Origin of the sequence: Colwellia sp. Bg11-28, assembly GCF_002836245.1 — a bacterium.
GTDB classification, from domain to species: domain Bacteria; phylum Pseudomonadota; class Gammaproteobacteria; order Enterobacterales; family Alteromonadaceae; genus Colwellia; species Colwellia psychrerythraea_A.
Window position 1 is genome coordinate 277511 of sequence record NZ_PJBA01000006.1, and the last position, 18077, is coordinate 295587.

Consider the following 18077-nt stretch of genomic DNA (forward strand, 5'->3'; position numbering starts at 1 on the left):
CTTTCAATATGCTTGAAATTGACTTAATAAGACATGTTAAAGTGTTGGGCAAGCCAGCCTTATACGGCTCTACTAACGTTGCCCCTATCGCGGCAGAAAATGCGCGTTTGCTTGGACGTTTACTGGCACAACAAAAAACCTCTAACGCCTATCAAGGAGTTATTTCTTCTCCGTTGATACGTTGCCAAAACCTAGCAAGAGAATTTTCACAGTTAGGCCAATTATCCTTAGAAATATCACCTGAGTTACAAGAGATGAACTTCGGCAGTTTTGATGGTGTGCCTTTTGATGATCTTCTGTTCGAAGAAAGTGTTTTCGAAGGTAGTGTTGTTGAAACTGAACAAGATGGTGTAGAGAAAACTCAACTGCATTGGTCACAACTTGAAGGCTTTTTTCAGGCACCTGCAAACATTGTATTACCACAAGCTGAAGCGTTGCCTGATTTTCATCTTCGCGTGAAACTGGCTTGGAAAAAGCTGATAGTACAGCAAGTCAGCATTGCCACTAAGCAAAAAGAAAGTCTCCAACTAGAACAAGGGCAGGGGAAAAAAGAATATCAAAAAGCTAAGCGAATTTTAGTTGTTGCTCATGGTGGCGTAATTCGCATGATCTTAGCGCATATATTAGCGCTAGATTGGCAACAAGCCAGCTGGCATCAAAAACTACAGATTGGTCATGGCAGTATTTCCCGTATTTTGATTAGTCAGCCTTATCAAGATAAACAACTAGATCAAGCCGTAAAGCAAACTCAAACCAAAGACCAAGTACAGTACCAACAATTAACCCAACAAGTGACGACCATTGCTATGCCGTTTCTTGAGGAAATATCAGATGAACACTAAGCAAAGTAACAGCCATTCTACACCGAGTACTTTTGAGGGAGCTCAAATTAGGCAAGGCAAAGCGAGTCAATGTAAAACCTTGATGATACAAGGAACAACGTCTGATGCGGGAAAAACGACTCTCGTGGCAGGGCTGTGCCGTGTGTTTGCTGATTTACAGGTTAAGGTAGCACCCTTTAAACCACAGAATATGGCGCTTAATAGTGCCGTGACACCATGCGGCGGTGAAATAGGACGAGCACAAGCGTTACAAGCTAAAGCGGCGCGTCTAGCGTTAGATGTAGACTTCAATCCCATTTTGCTAAAACCTAATAGTGATACTGGCGCGCAAGTTATCGTGCACGGTAAAGCACTTATGCATAAGTCATCGTCGAATATGGAAGCTAGTGAGTACCAAGATTATAAAAAAGTGGCCATGCGAGCAGTATTGAGTTCACATCAACGCTTAACACAGCAGTACGATTTAGTTGTTGTTGAGGGGGCAGGAAGTCCAGCAGAAATAAACTTACGCAAGGGTGATATTGCTAATATGGGCTTTGCCGAAGCCGTTGATTGTCCTGTATTGATTATTGCTGATATTGATAAGGGGGGCGTTTTTGCTCAGCTCGTTGGTACCTTGATGTTGCTGTCACAATCAGAGCAAGACAGAGTGGTTGGTTTTGTGATTAATCGCTTTCGCGGTGACATTAAATTACTTGAATCTGGGCTGACATGGTTAGAAGAAAAGACCAATAAACCTGTGCTGGGGGTTTTACCTTATTTACATGGCTTAGATATATCTTCTGAAGATGCCTTAGTCACACAACAGGCGCTGGTTGAGGGAACATCGACTTCATCAAAAGTGCGTATTATAGTTTTAGTTTATCCACATATGAGTAATCATACTGACTTTGATGCTCTGCGCCATCATGAAGAGATTGATTGCCAGTTCCTTTTTGCTAAGGGCTCGAAAGATGAGATTAATCCCGAAAAAATAGCTATTCCAGCGTGTGATCTTATTATTTTACCCGGTAGCAAAAATGTCCGTAGTGACCTTGATTTTTTAAGGTTACGAGGCTGGGATGACGATATTGCCAAACACCTACGCTATCAAGGCAAAGTAATTGGTGTTTGTGGTGGTTATCAAATGTTAGGGGAGTTGATTGCAGACCCCGAAGGATTAGAAGGACAACCAGGGGTAAGCGAAGGGTTAAGTTATTTTGCGATGAATACCGTTTTAGATTCGAAGAAAACCTTAATTAACGTTTCAGGTGTCTTGGAGTTGACGCGACAAAGTGCCAATATTAGTGGTTATGAAATTCATGCCGGTGTGAGCACACTTATTAATGATACAGAGAAATTATCTCACTTATTGACAGTCGAAGGTGAGGGACACGGATTATTAAGTGAGGATGGTCAGATAGCAGGTTGTTATCTACATGGGTTATTTGATCAACCCGAGGCATTACAGCTCTTTATGAATTGGCTTGGTTATGATGTAAAAAAAGCGCCCAGCATAGAAATACTTGAAGAGCAGGCCATTGAGCGAGTAAGTAAAGCCTGTCAAGTACACTTAGATATGGTGAAAATAAAACAAATAGTTACAGAATGGTACAAATAACCACAGATATATCATGGGTATTATTTACTGTAATGATCTAAATCAATTCGTCGTTATGTTTACTTGTTAAAATACTCCTATTGGTCATGTTACCAGCGCTAGTAAGGTAACTATAGGTAACTATAGGTAGCTAAGGAGTGACTTAAATGTCGAATGTACATAAATTATCGAAAATAATCAGTGACGAAAAAAATTGTAAACCAATAGTTTACTCTTGTTCTGGGTGCTCAAACCTTGCACAAATGGCGCATAATATTTCATTAACCCTAGATGGTGATGGTATTGCTGAAATGTCTTGTGTTGCTGGCGTAGTAGGTAAAATAGAGCCTATTATGGCGATGGCTAATTCAGGTCGACCTATTATAGCCATTGATGGTTGTGCGTTAGGTTGTACAAAAGCTTGTTTAGATAAAAGTGGCATAAAAACTGATCACTATTTTAAAATTAGTGATTTAGGATTCGAGAAGCGTGACAAGTGGGATGACTCTCTTACCGAGAACACCGTTGCAATGAAAAGTGTCTATGCGAGTTTAATAGAAGCAGGTATTGGCTTTACTCAATAAGTATTTTATACCAATTACACTAATTAATTGCCCATCTTCAAATGGTCTACATCTACAATTTCTGCGTTGCGCTCAATCCCAATAGCCAGCTATTGCTCAATCACGCGCCTTGAACTTGAAGATTTATCCTCGTTGAATTTAGATCACTAAATTAATGTAAATGGTATTATTAAAAGTTATTTTTAGCCTTAAGAACATTAAAAAAGCTGCCAATAATATTGAGCAGCTTTTTTTGTATCTATTTTTGAGAATAAATTACTTATTTATGCGTCTTGCTCTAAGAAAGGTGCGTATTGATTGTGCTTACCCAATACCGCTTGGCTGCCTTTAAGAGAAAAGCTATAACCACAAAGCGAAAATTTACCGCGAAAAGCTAGCGCTTGAATTAACTCGCCACTATCAAGAGGAGAAAAACTAGCAAAATATTCACTACCATTTTCAACCAATACAGTTAAAGGACGTATTGAAGAGCCCTTATTAAACTTAATACTTTGACAACTTTTATCACCGTTTGTGGATAATTGTGACCATAGCTCGCCATTAGCAACCTGATCGGCTTGCCAGTGAATAATTACGCCTTGGTACTCTGATAAGTATAAATTGAAATTATCAGGCATCGCGAGCAAATGATTTTTATTGGCAAGAATGGTAGCGGATACATTGTTAGATACTACTTGCGGCTCACTCAACTCGGTGTTGTTAGTATTATTCTGCTCTGTGGGGATAGCATTAATTGCGCTATTAACTAGTACACCGATAAAAATTAACGCGACACTGGCGATAAGCCCAAGCTGTATTTTGCGGTTACCAAGGAATTTTAAGCGAATAAGTTCGCCAATATCAGCTTGTTTACCATCAACCTCACGATCAATTTCATCATTAAATGTGTCGTTAGGTGTAATACTTTGTTCAGCGATAGTGTCATATGCATAAAGCTGTTCACTAGCGCCATTAGCAGCTAACGTTGGCTCAATGCGTTGATTATGAGTTTTCATGACGACGGTTTTTTGTTTATAGCGACTAAGGTCAACAGGACCGTAATAACCCAAAATATAATTATTTTTTTCTTTTGCACCTTTACTAGGGTAGGTAAGGAGAAGGGCTGCACTTAATACCGGTAAAATTAATAAATAATAACTGCTGCTGTTCTCAAGAAGTAAGCTCAAAACACCAGTAAGTAGAAGCAGACCGCCTGGTACCAATTGCCAATTTTTATTTAGTTTAGCATCATGTAAGCGGCGCTTTGCACTGCAAGTAAGTACAGCGGTTAATATTAATAACATGATAAAATTTACTGCCAAATAATTAGATAAAATGGCAGAGCAAAAGATAAAGCCCAAAATAGTAAGTATTGAAGTTGCAAAAAATCGATTACGATCATCAAATCCTTTTAGACAAAAAGCGGCTTGTAAAAATGGCACGAAAACTCCAAAAAGATAAATTGCACTAGGTGTTAATTGCTCATAGCATAACACTAGTTGATGGTACTTATGACCCAGAATAACCATAACAATGGTTATTCTGGGTCAGTATTAACTCACTCGATAAGCGGGTAAGTCGATTTTTTCTAGTTTTAAACCATAAAGTGTTAAGCAGCCCTGATTGTTAGACTCACCGTCACCACTAAAATCAAAGTCAAAAATGCTATAAATACAAGGACCGTGTTTCTTGGTAAACTTTAATCTACTAGAGCGTCTAGCGAGTGAAATAAACTGCAAACCACCGTCTTTACAGTAACGATGAATATGACGTTTAGCTGCTTCAGAGACTTGTCTTAAGTAAACAAAGTACCAGCAGAATAAACAAAAGAGTAATAAATAATAAATATTTTCCATAAATGATACTTTCCACAATTAATAATAACTAAGTTTGACTAAATAATTGCCCAATGGCTTGTGCTAATGCTGGTGAGCGATCCTCACTACGAATACACTGGAAAGCAACCGGTCTAATTAATGGGATAGTCACTAAGTCTTTAAAAATGCTAGAAAATAGGGGTAAATCATTATTACTGAGTAAATGTTCAAAATAACACATAAGCATTTTTTCATCAGCTAACGCTTGCCAGCATCTACCAGACAAAGTGATAAGTAATTCGCTGCTGACTTCTTGATTGCTCAACAGTTGTCCTACGACTTTTCTCACATGAATATGGTCACTATTAGCGGCTAGTGAACGTAGTAATTGCATCGCTTTTACGGAATTATCAGGGATTATTAATGCACTTTCTAATGCAGATACCAAAGCGTCAATTAAAGCGACGGGATATTGCTCATTTTCTAAAGCGCTACAAACGGGAGATAGTACTTCATCAGGCAAGTACGGCAGCGCTTTGAGTAACAACTCACTATGATTATCATGTTTAATTCTCGCGATAAAATCGGTGATACCTTGTACGCCGACACCTTGCCAATTAGCCCAATCAGAACCATGGCTGAGATATTCTTTAAAAGGGGAGAAATACGCACTCGGTTGCTGTTTTAAATCCACTTTTATTTTGCTGTTTAAGCTAGCTAATTTATATTGTGCTGGGGTGAAAAGGTAAGGATTAATGCTGAGTAATTCTTCCTGTTTTTTAGAGGTTTCTTGAGTTAAGTCAGCGCCTAAAGCCTCAACAATAATAGCAATAAAGTGATTTCTTGCCCCTTGATTTAATAAACCACGTTCATCAAGTGGTAATTTCAATAACCATAAATAAGGCTGAGAAGATTGTTTCTGCCAAAATGCTATAGCAATACAAGCACACCCTTGAGTAGGAGTAGGGTATGGCAATTGATTCAATTCAACTTTTTCAAATTGCTCTTTAGGTAATTTACTAACTAGTCGACCAATATCATAAAGGCGGTATTGTGAACCTGAAAGTTTAAGTAATTCTGATAGGGTAGCTATGTTAGCTGTTGGTGCTGTGTCAGTCATAAAGTCAAAAATATTGCTGCTTGTTATAGCGCGTTATTATAAGGATAATGACGCCATTAACATAGTAAATTATTTATCTGAGATAATTTACTGGTAATTATCGACCTCGACTAATCACCTTAAAGAACCGACCTAAAATAATCACAGATGATGATAAAAACTGACCCTCAACATATCAGCACTTTGCTGGCTGACTTAGCTTTTGAGCTTAAATCACTTAATCTTTGGCAAACACTGCAGCCAAGTGCAACAGAGCTTTCAAGTAACGCACCTTTTTGCTGTGATACTTTAGCATTTGGTCAATGGTTACAGTTTATATTTATTCCTAAGATAACTATGATGATACATCAACAACAATCGTTGCCGACAAAGATTTCTTTAACGCCAATGGCTGAAGAGGCTTTTACACACTTATCAACGAGTGCTAAGCCTTTGATTGATGTTATCCAAAAAATCGATAAAACATTAACAGAACAAAGTAAGTAAAGGTGAATGATATGAATAACTCTACTTTAGAGCTAGCAATTGCTACGGATATAGAGCCGGAAAAACCTGTACTTAATATCCTCTATCAAGACGAGTATATGGTAGCGGTTGATAAACCTGCGGGGTTATTTGTTCACCGAAGTTATATGGATAAAGATGAAATTTATTTTGCTTTGCAGCTAGTTCGTGATCAAGTAGGGCAATATGTTTATCCCGTTCATCGATTAGACCGACCAACTTCGGGTGTACTTCTTTTTGCTTTAACTAAAGACGTAGCAACTAAACTAAGTGAAGCTTTTGCCAATAAAAGTAGCCAAGCTGAGTTTAGTTCTGACACTGAGCTTAAGGGGAAAGATCAGAATAATACTCAGCAAGGTCAGTCCGAAGGACTTACTACAGATAAAAATATCGATGGCAGGGATTTAGTTATGGTGAAAACCTATTATGCCTTAGCACGTGGTCACTTGGCAGTACCGGCAGATTTAATCGATCACCCACTGAAAGAGAAGCTAGATAAATTGGGGGATAAAAATGTTAGCCGTGACAAGCCTGCACAATCGGCGCAGAGTTATTATCAAGTAAAGCAGCAAGCAAGTGTGCCAATAAAAGTCGGTAAGTTTGATAGTGTGAGGTATTCATTAATTGAAGTACGCCCTATTACTGGCAGACGTCATCAAATTCGTCGTCACTTAGCGCATTTACGTCATCCTATTCTGGGAGATATCAATTACGGCGATAACAAGCAAAACCCATTTTTCATCGAACACTTTGGTTTTAAGCGTTTGATGTTAATAGCAAAATCATTAGAATTTAATCATCCCATCAGTAACGAGAGAATTAAAATATCAGCACCGTTTGATGAACAGTGGCAGCAGGTTTTTACTACATTTGAATGGCCACTAAGTTAGGAAAACCCTTTTGGTTACTGCAAATAACCTAGCTAGCTAAAATGCAGCATTGACCAATGGAAAGTCTAAAACTAGTGTAAAGCCTAAAAATAGTCGGGCTGTAATTTGTGTACTGGCTATTAACTTGCACGAATGAAATATCGACTCCCTCCTGATATTGCTAAATAAATCGATAGTTTTTACTTGGCGTAATTATTTCAGGTAAGGGAATGTCCCAACCTTCTACTGGCACAGTATCGACCAGCTGGCAATCATGGGCTAAGCCGAGCGGGTATGTTTTATTTTGTTGCCAGTGAGCTAGGCTGCGGTCATAAAAGCCACCACCCATGCCTAACCTTGCGCCTGAGTCATCAAAAGCGACTAAAGGCGTACAAATAATATCAAGCTGATCTAGTGGACAAACCATAGTGACATCTAATTTTGGCTCTAAAATGCCATACCTGTTGCTAATTAGCTCGGTATCTTCTTGATAATCTAAGAATAGTAAGTTTCCCTTACTGAAAGGATGTACTACTGGTAAGTACACCTCTTTGTTATTCTGCCAACACCAATCTATAAAGTTTGCAGTCGATAATTCGCCATCATTACTTAAGTAGATTGCGATACGTTTAGCTTGCAGGATCTGACTATGAGTAGACAACCTTTTTGTCAAAGCTATCGCTGCATTAGATTGCTCCGTTACAGCTAGTGCATTACGGCGTTGTCTGATTTCTTTTCGCAATTGTGAACGTGCATTCATTATAGGGGTCATCATTAAATAGTTAACGGCTATTAATTATCGACTATTATTACGAACATTAACATCTGCTTTAACGTCTGTTTTCAAATATAAAAAAAGCTGGGAGATTGCTCACCCAGCTTAATATTATTCTGTAACCTGTAACATAAACTAATTAGTTATGGGTTTCAGCAACACCTTCGTGAGTACCGGTAACTGATATTTCTTGTTCGATTTTCTCTTCTAAATTAGAAGGAATATCGCCTTCTGCACCATGCATCCATTCAACTAACTTACCAGCAGATAGGTAGATGATAAGACCGGTAATTAAAGCACCGACACCAACACCCATAAAGATGTTTGCTGCATTATTAACCATTTCTTCACCTTCACCAACGAATGAACCAATAAATGCGGCTAAGAAGTTAGATAAGGCTGTAAAGAAGAACCAAATACCCATTAATAATGATGTAAATTTAAGTGGGGCTAATTTCGTTACCAGCGATAAACCAATTGGTGATAAACATAATTCACCCAAGGTATGAAATAGGTAAGCAAAAACAAGGAACAACATGCTCACTTTAACAGCAACGTCGCCACCTTGAACCATAGTAGCCCAGAACATAACGAAGAAACCTAAGGCTAAAAACAACATCGCCAAAGCAAATTTCTTCGGAGAAGTCGGTTCATTTGAACCCATCTTAACCCAAACTGAGGCAACAAAAGGTGCTAATAAAATAATGAACATAGCGTTTAATGATTGAAAAGAAGAAGCAGCGATTTCAAAACCAAAGAGAGTACGGTCAGTAAAGTCAGAAGCATAGATAGTGAATAAGCCACCTGCTTGCTCAAAGCCTGCCCAGAAAACAACTGAGAACATGCTCATAATCAAGATAACTTTCATGCGGTCCATATCTTGAGACGTTAATGGTGCATGAGATTTTTGCTCACCTTTAGTGCGCTTAGCTGATGGAACTACGCCAATATCACCTAAATATTTGTTAGCTAAAGTAAGCTGAAGGGCCAAACCAATCAACATACCACAACCTGCTAAGATGAAGCCGTAGTGCCAGTTAACTTGCTCACCTAATATACCGACAGTTATTGGCGCTAAAAAAGCACCTAAATTGATGCCCATATAAAAAATAGTAAAAGCAGCATCACGTCTGTGATCGCCATCGTCATAAAGCTCGCCCACCAAACTAGAAACATTGGCTTTAAATAAACCATTACCGGTAATAATAAGTGCTAAACCAAGGTAAAATACCGTTTCTTCCATGCCAACAATCATTGACTTTGGAATACCTAGGGTAAAATAACCTAATGAAAAAATTATCCCGCCCCAGATAATTGCTTTACGCTGACCAATATAGTTATCAGCTAACCAGCCACCTATTACCGGTGTTAAATAAACAGCCATAGTGAAAAAGCCATAGAGCCTTAACGCTTCTTGATTGGTCCAGCCAAAACCGCCGTCTTGAACAGAGGCAATAAGATAAAGTACCAATAGGGCACGCATGCCGTAATAACCGAAACGTTCCCACATTTCAGTACCAAATAAAAGGAAAAGTCCTTTTGGGTGGCCAAACAAGGTACCTGCATTAGGTTGAGTCATATCATTATCCTAGATTTTATTTTTATAATCATTAGCGTTAGTTTTTACCGTAACATTTTAAGTTTAGTTTTTAGTAAAGATAGTGTTATACCCGTGTGAACAAATAAAGGCAAGTTTTGGTATAAATCAATGAATACCGTGCTTTGGGAGGTGTAGAGAAATCTTTCCTAGTGCTTACTGAATGACAGCACCATAATAACGGTGACTAGCTTAGTTAACATATTGTTTGCATAACAATATGCTGGTAAACTTTGTCGTCACTAAATTCAGTGATTAAACTTAGGGTTCTTGGCTTTATGTTCTTGGAATTATTCAGGGATAGATTGAAACCTTCGCTTTACATGTATTACGCACGGGCCATATAGGAACTCTTTGTTAAAATGATAACCGCTATTGAAAATTTGTTTAAGAATAACAACTTTAATGTTGTAAAATCTTTATTTGGTATTTTACTGATATCGATTTTCCTCCTTGCTAATTTACCTTTGAAAGCGCTTGCTGCAAATCAGATAAGCCAACAGCAAATGGAGCAATTTAAAAAATTACCTCCTTCGCAACAAGAAGCGCTTGCTAAAAGCATGGGCGTTGATCTAGACAGTATAAAAGGTCAATTATCGAAAGGGGGCTCTAGTGAAGAAAAAAATAATACCGAAACCTTCCCACGCGGAACTCAATTTGATGCTGAAGGTAATCCTACTTCTGAAGAAGAATTAGAGAAGCTAGAAAATAGCGATGAACTCAAACCTTTTGGTTACGATGTTTTTGCTAATTCACCGCAAACCTTTGCCCCTATGATGGATATTGCTATTCCTGCAGACTATATCATTGGTCCAGGTGATAACATTTCTATTCAAGTATTTGGTAAAGAAAAAGATGAACTTGAATTAACGGTAAACCGTGAGGGACAAATTATTTTTCCTTCTCACGGGCCTTTTACTGTTTCAGGTTTATCATTTAATGAAATGAAGCGTTTGTTGACCGCACGAATTAAAGAAAAAGTTATTGGTGTTGATGTTGTTGTCGGTATCGCTTCTTTGCGCTCTATGCGTGTTTTTGTTTTAGGTGACGCTCATAAACCAGGGCCTTATACTTTAAGTTCATTATCTAGTATTACCCATGCTATTTTTGCGGCAGGCGGCATTAGTGACATTGGTAGTTTACGTAATATACAACTTAAACGTGCTGGTAAGTTAGTTACCACCCTAGATCTATATGACTTGTTGATTAAAGGTGATTCACGTAGCGATGTCTTATTGCAATCTGGTGATGTTATTTTCATTGCACCTAAAGGCAATACTATCAGTGTTGAAGGTGAAGTTCGACGCCCAGCTATTTATGAATTAAGCCAAAACGAAAACTTTAATGATGTTTTGGCTATGTCCGGTGGGCTTTTACCTACAGCCTTTGCTAAAACAACCCGTGTTGAACGTTATAATCAAGATTCCTTACGCACCGTTGTTAATATTGACCTGACTAAAAGAGATGATTTAGCTAAAAAAGCACAAGCAGGCGATGCGGTTTATGTGATGAAGGCTGCTGAGATGTTCGAACAGTCTATCACTGTTATCGGTGCAGTAACTCGACCTGGAAAATACCAATGGCAAACTGGTCAGCGCATCACCGATATATTCCCTAATATTGACTCTCATTTATTACAATCGGCCGACCTTAATTATTCTATTGTTGTGCGTGAAATCGATATTGCCCGTAACATTGAGGTTTTACAGTTTGATTTAGCCAAAGCTATCTCAGCGCCAAATTCAAAAGATAATATTATTTTACAAGGCAATGATAAAATTTTAGTTTTTGCCAATGTTATTAAACTAATTGACAGTAAAATCAACTTGGATTCTTTGGCTTTTACTCAAGATAATCTTGCCAAAAAAGAACAAGAGTTAGCGAAAGAGAAATATAAACAAAAACAATTTTGGTTGAAATATGGTGATAGTGATAAAGCCGCTCAACTTGATAGTGAAGAAGCTGCTGCAGCTAAATTAATTGAACAATCTATAGCTCAATTTAGTGGTGGAGAATTAGAAGACGAACTTGATCCTAAAGAATTAACGCTTTTCTCTCGTCAACGTTTATTAATGCCTATTATTGAAAAATTAAAGCGTCAAGGTAAGTCGGGTCAACCAATTCAACTAGTTGAAGCGGACGGGGAAGTGAAGTTTCCAGGGATATATCCTTTAGCTAGAAACGCCCGTGTATCCGATTTAATTGCTGCTGCAGGCGGCTTAACCGAGTCGGCTTATGTGGTACGTGCTGAGGTTTCTCGTAATCAAATTATTAATAATAGAGCACAACAAAATTCAATAATGTTCAGCTTAAGTGCTGCCCTCGCGGGTGATGAAAAAGATAATGTTATATTAAACTCAAAAGATAGATTGAATATTCATCAAGTCCCTGCTTGGAGTGAAAACAGCGTTGTTGAGCTTCGAGGTGAATTTGTCTTTCCTGGTAAGTATACCGTACGTCGCGGTGAAAGTTTGGCTGATTTAATAACTAAGGCTGGTGGTTTTACCAAATTTGCTCATCAAGAAGGCTCTGTGTTTACCCGGGTGCAATTACGCGAAATTGAACAACAGAATTTATTAAAATTAACTGCCGATCTGCGTATAGAAATGGCCTCTAAGTCCATGTCTGATTCAAACTATTCGCAATCTTATGCTGAAGTACAGCAAATGTTAGCAGATATGGCTAATGTACAGCCCGTTGGGCGTCTAGTACTTGATTTACCTAGAGTTATCAATAATAAAAACTATGATGTGCTTCTTGAAGGTGGCGATGTGTTATATGTTCCTACTTTGAAAAACTCTATTAATGTTGTCGGCCAAGTACAAGTGACTTCATCACATATATACGATATTAATTTATCAGCAGATGATTATTTATCTCAAAGTGGTGGTAGCAAAAAACGTGCAGATGAAGATAGAATTTATATTATTTCTGCCAATGGTAGTATTAAAATGATGGAAAGTGGTAATTGGTTTAGCAGTGATGCCGGTGATAACTTAAGACCAGGTGATACCATCGTTGTACCACTTGATGCCGAGTATATGAACAACTTAGCATTGTGGACCAGTGTAACAGGCATAATCTACAATTCGGCCGTTGCAATTGCTGCCATCAGCGGTATTTAAATAAAGCGGTAATAGATAATGATAAACTTATATTATTGTTTATTACTAAATATTTAAATGTGTAATTAATAGAAATATAATAAATGGATATAGTATGTTGCACTCATTAGAAAACGTGAAGCTAGGCATTATAGGTTTAGGTTATGTTGGTTTACCTTTGGCGGTAGAGTTTGGTAAAAAATACCCAACTTTGGGTTTTGATATCAACACCAAGCGTGTTGGTGAATTAAAGCAAGGTCATGACTTCACTTTAGAAGTATCGAGTGAAGAATTAGCTGATTCAGAATTTATTTCCTATTCTGCTGACGTTGACGACTTAAAAAATTGTAATATCTATATTGTTACCGTGCCGACACCTATTGATAAACATAAGCAACCTGATTTAACACCATTAGTAAAGGCGAGTGCTATGCTTGCTAAAGTGATTAATAAAGGTGATATCGTCATTTATGAATCTACGGTATATCCGGGAGCAACCGAAGAAGTTTGTTTACCGGAAGTTGAGCGTCACTCTGGTTTAGTGTTTAATCAAGATTTTTATGCCGGTTATAGCCCTGAGCGTATTAACCCGGGTGATAAAGAACATCGAGTGACGAATATCCTTAAGGTAACTTCGGGCTCAACGCCTGAGATTAGCGACTTTATTGACAGTTTATATAAATCAATTATTACAGCAGGTACCTATCAAGCATCAAGTATTCAAGTGGCTGAAGCGGCAAAAGTGATTGAAAATACTCAGCGAGATCTAAATATTGCTTTGATCAATGAGCTTGCCGTCATTTTTAATAAATTGAATATTGATACTGAAGAAGTATTAAAAGCAGCCGGTACTAAATGGAACTTTTTACCGTTTAGACCTGGTCTTGTCGGCGGTCACTGCATTGGTGTTGATCCTTATTATTTGACTCATAAAGCACAATCTATAGGTTACAATCCCGAGGTCATACTTGCTGGTCGTCGCATTAATGACTCTATGGGCGAATATGTGGTTTCACAGTTAGTGAAAACTATGCTTAAAAGGAAATTACCAGTTAATGGCGCTAATGTTCTCGTTATGGGTTTGACCTTTAAAGAGAACTGCCCTGATGTGCGAAATACCAAAGTTGTTGATATTTTGTCTGAGTTAGCTGAATTTGATATTAATGTTGATGTATACGATCCTTGGGTTAATCCTAAAGACGCAAAACATGAATATGATGTTGACTTAATATCAGCACCTAAGCATAGCTTCTATGACGCGGTTATTTTTGCAGTAGCTCATGATCAATTTAAGGCATTATCCGCAGATGATATTAAGTTATTGATGAAAAAAGATCATGTGATTTATGATTTGAAATATATGCTAGACAAAGAATTAGCTGATATTCGCTTATAAATTATTTGACTATAACTTACTTAGATATAGATAAAACACCCTTAGTTGAAGATTCAGCTAAGGGTGTCTTTTTAAAGAAAGGACTATTTAAACAAATGACTCAATTTAAAAAAATTAAACAAGAACTACTCAATTCACCAAAGACTTGGCTTATCACAGGTTGTGCTGGTTTTATTGGTTCGAATCTTTTAGAAACATTACTTTTATTAAATCAGAAAGTTGTCGGTTTAGATAACTTCGCTACGGGTCATCAACACAACTTTGATGAAGTTCAAACACAGGTTTCGGCTGAGCAATGGCAAAATTTTTATTTTGTTAAAGGTGATATTCGCCAATTGGAAGACTGTCAAACCGCGTTAAGCCATTACAAAAGTGGTGTTGATTATATCCTTCATCAAGCAGCGTTAGGCTCAGTACCTAGATCAATTGCTGATCCCCTATTAACTAACTCAGCAAATATTACCGGTTTTTTGACTATGTTAACGGCAGCGAAAGAAACTCAAGTTAAAAGCTTCGTTTACGCTGCATCAAGTTCTACTTATGGAGATCACCCAGCATTACCTAAAGTTGAAGATGCTATCGGTAAACCGCTATCTCCTTATGCAGTAACTAAATATGTAAATGAGCTTTATGCCGATGTGTTTCATAAAACCTATGGTTTGAATTGCACTGGCTTACGCTACTTTAATGTTTTTGGTAAAAGACAAGACCCTGACGGCGCTTATGCTGCGGTAATCCCTAAGTGGACAGCTGCAATGATCGCTAATGAAGAATTACTTATAAATGGTGATGGTGAAACGAGTCGCGATTTCTGTTTTGTTGAAAATGCCGTACAAGCTAATATTTTAGCTGCAACGGCGAATGATGCAGGTAAAAACCAAGTGTATAATGTTGCACTCGGTGATAGAACTAGTTTAAATACCTTATTTAATAGCTTGAAAGTTGCCTTACAAGCAAATGGTGTTGATTATCAAAAGTCGCCTACGTATCAAGATTTTAGAGCAGGTGATGTTAGACATTCACAGGCTGATATTTCTAAAGCAAAATCTTTGATTGGCTTTGAGCCTGAGTTTAAAATTCAACAAGGTATAGACAAAGCGATGCCTTGGTATATTAAATTCTTGAATTAAAGGGTCTAAATACCCCTACCATCGTTGCAATCAACAACAATAGCCAACTATTATTCAATCAATCGCCTTGTTCTGGATTATTTATTTTCATTACTTATGTAAAACGAATAACTCCCTGTTAATTCATAGTCGCAAGGCTAGGTAGTAATAATATTAAAAAAGCAGCTCTCATTTAAAGCTGCTTTTTTATTCCCCCAGGTACTCCCAAAACAATTTATTATCTAATCGATTTTCTGTTGTAATAAAATTGTCACATAACTGACTTATACTTCGCTCAGTTATTTTTATCATATTCTCTATATTGAATGAGCTATTTTTTAGCTTGTTGATAATAAGGTTAATTAAGTGGCAAGTCTTATTAGTTCGAACCGAAGCCGTGGGGTTAAAAATTCATTGGCTAAATGGTTAATAACCCTCGGTGGTATTAGCGTTTTATTTACCCTAGTGCTGATTTTTTTGTATTTACTTTACGTCGTAAAACCTATTTTTGACTCTGCTAAAATTGAGCCAAAGGTTAGTATTAGTCTAAACTTAACAAGTAATGAAAAAGTGTTAAGTACTGGCGTTGATGAGTTACAAGAAGTGGCTTATGAAATTACAGAAGCTGGTAACATTGATTTCTATTATTTAAAAGCCAGCGCCCCTGAATCAGACAACCAGTTTGCTGTTGGTGATAATGCGCTTTCTATGTCTTTATTTTCAAGTGAAGACTTCAATCAAGAACAAGTGGTTAATGTAGTTAACTCTTTTTCAGCGAATAAATTACTTCATACCATCAAGGGTAAAACGTTATTAATTCAACCAAGCTTTTATGCTAAATACGCTAATGATACCCGTGAAATAATCCCTCAAGTAAATTATCCTCTCGGTCAAAATTCACTAGTTATTGATGAACAACAAACACCGCTTTCTCAATTAGCCTTTGCAATGGATGATGAAAGAATTGTTTTTGTTGCTTTTACTGAAGATAAACGTTTAATAAAAACAAGCTTTATTGCTGAAGATGACTTCAGTTCTTCTAGTGATGGTGATGATGTTGAATACGAAACTATTTTTCAACAAATTGAGCTTACTGATGATGTCATTGATGAAATAAAAGTGACACCTGACTTAAGTTTAGCTTTTATTCGAAGTGCTTCAACGGTGTATGTATATTCGCTAAATGATGACGAAGAAGTCAGCCTTAAAGCAACAATTACACCGACGCTCGATAATAGCAATACTTACCTTACCTCAATGGCACTGCTTTCAGGGAGTAGTTCTGTTTTATTAGGTGATAGTAGTGGTCGAATCAGTCAGTGGTTTGAAGTCGCAACGGAATCAGGTCGCCAGTTTAAGCAAATTCGAAGCTTCAACGCTAATGATGGCGAAGCGAGTTATGACAAAAACTACAAAACATCAAGTGCGATAACCGCTATTTATACTGAGCAATACAGAAAGAGTTTTTACACCATGACCAATTCAGGTATGGTTAATGTTTTCTATACCACCAGCTCAGCACATCTTTGGCAAGGCAAACTTGCCTCAACTCAACCCGAAGCATTTTCGATAGCGCCTCGTGCTAATGGTTTGATTATTATTGGTAATGACCCTCTTGATGCTTCTAATAAAAGTTTACAGGCTTTTAGTGTTCATAATGAGCATCCAGAAGTTACTTGGCAAGCGCTATGGCAGGAGGTTTGGTATGAAGGTTACCCTGAGCCAGACTATATCTGGCAATCAACATCAGGCTCTGATGACTTTGAAGGTAAGTTTTCTCTAGTACCTATTTCTTTTGGTACTATTAAAGCGGCTTTATATGCGATGTTATTTGCAGTACCTATTGCCTTAACTGCTGCGATATATACCGCCTACTTTATGACACCGGGAATGCGTAAAAAAGTTAAACCTACCATTGAAATGATGGAAGCATTACCTACCGTTATTTTAGGTTTCTTAGCAGGTTTATGGTTAGCGCCGTTAATGGAGGAATATTTACCAGCAATATTCCTGTTATTTATTTTCTTACCTTTAGCAACACTAATCACTGCGTTTTCTTGGCATAAATTACCAAACCAACTCAAAGACAAACTGCCAGAAACATTAGCACCCATTTTGTTAATTCCTGTGATAATACTAGCCACCTATGCGGCCTTTTCTTTATCACCACTGCTTGAAAACAGTTTCTTTAATGGTGATATGCGCCAATACCTAACCAATGACCTAGGTATCAACTTTGATCAACGTAACGCTCTAGTTGTTGGTATTGCGATGGGATTTGCTGTTATACCTACTATTTTCTCTATGGCTGAAGATGCTATTTTCAGTGTGCCAGGTCATTTAACAAGCGGTTCATTAGCATTAGGGGCAACACAATGGCAAACATTAATCGGTGTGGTACTTCTAACTGCCAGTCCCGGCATATTTTCTGCTGTGATGATGGGCCTTGGTCGTGCAGTTGGTGAAACAATGATTGTCTTGATGGCAACGGGTAATACGCCGATTTTAGATTGGAGTATCTTCCAAGGTATGAGAACACTTGCAGCAAACATTGCGGTAGAAATGCCCGAATCTGAAGTAGGCAGTTCCCATTACCGAATATTATTCTTGGCAGCATTTGTACTCTTTATCTTCACCTTTATTTTCAATACCGCAGCAGAATTTGTTCGTCAACGATTACGCGAAAAATACAGCTCAATGTAGTTAATCGTATTGAATTTAGAAAACAAACAATAATTTATATATAAGTGGCTAGTCAGCTTTAAGCTGTAGAGTTCAATTTAAAGGAAAATGTACGAAGTT

General features: G+C 37.6%; 14 protein-coding genes. 9 read left to right on the forward strand and 5 right to left on the reverse strand.

The features are described from left to right. Positions 1–8: 8 nt before the first annotated feature. From CXF79_RS08140 to CXF79_RS08150, 3 genes are all read left to right on the forward strand, one after another. A complete protein-coding gene (locus CXF79_RS08140; protein WP_101154606.1) occupies positions 9–842 on the forward strand; it encodes a histidine phosphatase family protein in 834 nt (277 codons plus the stop codon). After that, the gene (locus CXF79_RS08145; RefSeq protein ID WP_101154607.1) at positions 832–2442 is read left to right on the forward strand and encodes a cobyric acid synthase; all 1611 of its coding nucleotides are present in this window, start codon (positions 832–834) and stop codon (positions 2440–2442) included. Before CXF79_RS08140 ends, CXF79_RS08145 begins: the two co-directional genes overlap by 11 nt. A gap of 146 nt (positions 2443–2588) precedes the next feature. After that, positions 2589–3005, forward strand: a complete 417-nt coding sequence (locus CXF79_RS08150) for a putative zinc-binding protein (RefSeq protein ID WP_011044408.1) — start codon at positions 2589–2591, stop codon at positions 3003–3005. A gap of 263 nt (positions 3006–3268) precedes the next feature. Here CXF79_RS08150 and CXF79_RS08155 read toward each other — a convergent pair whose 3' ends face one another. From CXF79_RS08155 to CXF79_RS08165, 3 genes are all read right to left on the reverse strand, one after another. Next, positions 3269–4426, reverse strand: coding sequence for a hypothetical protein (locus tag CXF79_RS08155; protein ID WP_232769119.1), 1158 nt, complete (start codon positions 4424–4426; stop codon positions 3269–3271). Between the two features lie 111 nt (positions 4427–4537). Further along, the gene (locus CXF79_RS08160; RefSeq protein WP_011044406.1) at positions 4538–4840 is read right to left on the reverse strand and encodes a DUF3301 domain-containing protein; all 303 of its coding nucleotides are present in this window, start codon (positions 4838–4840) and stop codon (positions 4538–4540) included. A 28-nt stretch (positions 4841–4868) separates the two neighbouring features. After that, positions 4869–5921: a DUF3549 family protein gene (locus CXF79_RS08165; RefSeq protein WP_101154609.1), complete on the reverse strand. Its 1053-nt coding sequence runs from the start codon at positions 5919–5921 to the stop codon at positions 4869–4871. A gap of 147 nt (positions 5922–6068) precedes the next feature. Between CXF79_RS08165 and CXF79_RS08170 the strand changes: the two genes are divergently transcribed. Beyond that, complete coding sequence (locus tag CXF79_RS08170) at positions 6069–6407, forward strand: YqcC family protein (RefSeq protein WP_232769120.1); 339 nt, start codon at positions 6069–6071, stop codon at positions 6405–6407. An 11-nt stretch (positions 6408–6418) separates the two neighbouring features. Then, positions 6419–7315 (forward strand): tRNA pseudouridine(65) synthase TruC, encoded by an 897-nt coding sequence (locus CXF79_RS08175; protein WP_101154611.1) that lies wholly within the window; start codon positions 6419–6421, stop codon positions 7313–7315. A 160-nt stretch (positions 7316–7475) separates the two neighbouring features. On the opposite strand, the gene CXF79_RS08180 is transcribed toward CXF79_RS08175, so the two are convergent. Further along, a complete protein-coding gene (locus tag CXF79_RS08180; RefSeq protein ID WP_101154612.1) occupies positions 7476–8054 on the reverse strand; it encodes a 5-formyltetrahydrofolate cyclo-ligase in 579 nt (192 codons plus the stop codon). A gap of 154 nt (positions 8055–8208) precedes the next feature. Continuing rightward, positions 8209–9648, reverse strand: coding sequence for a peptide MFS transporter (locus CXF79_RS08185; protein WP_011044401.1), 1440 nt, complete (start codon positions 9646–9648; stop codon positions 8209–8211). A 380-nt stretch (positions 9649–10028) separates the two neighbouring features. Here CXF79_RS08185 and CXF79_RS08190 point away from each other — a divergent pair, with 380 nt between their 5' ends. The 4 genes from CXF79_RS08190 to CXF79_RS08205 all read left to right on the forward strand — a co-directional run bounded on the left by CXF79_RS08190 (position 10029) and on the right by CXF79_RS08205 (position 17978). Continuing rightward, positions 10029–12791 (forward strand): SLBB domain-containing protein, encoded by a 2763-nt coding sequence (locus tag CXF79_RS08190; RefSeq protein ID WP_101154613.1) that lies wholly within the window; start codon positions 10029–10031, stop codon positions 12789–12791. 94 nt (positions 12792–12885) lie between these two features. Beyond that, entirely contained in the window at positions 12886–14166 is a 1281-nt protein-coding gene (gene tviB / locus CXF79_RS08195; RefSeq protein ID WP_101154614.1) for a Vi polysaccharide biosynthesis UDP-N-acetylglucosamine C-6 dehydrogenase TviB, read from the forward strand. Positions 14167–14261: 95 nt separating this feature from the next. Then, a complete protein-coding gene (locus tag CXF79_RS08200) occupies positions 14262–15296 on the forward strand; it encodes an NAD-dependent epimerase/dehydratase family protein (protein WP_101156213.1) in 1035 nt (344 codons plus the stop codon). Between the two features lie 345 nt (positions 15297–15641). Further along, positions 15642–17978: an ABC transporter permease subunit gene (locus tag CXF79_RS08205; protein WP_101154615.1), complete on the forward strand. Its 2337-nt coding sequence runs from the start codon at positions 15642–15644 to the stop codon at positions 17976–17978. Positions 17979–18077 lie beyond the last annotated feature (99 nt).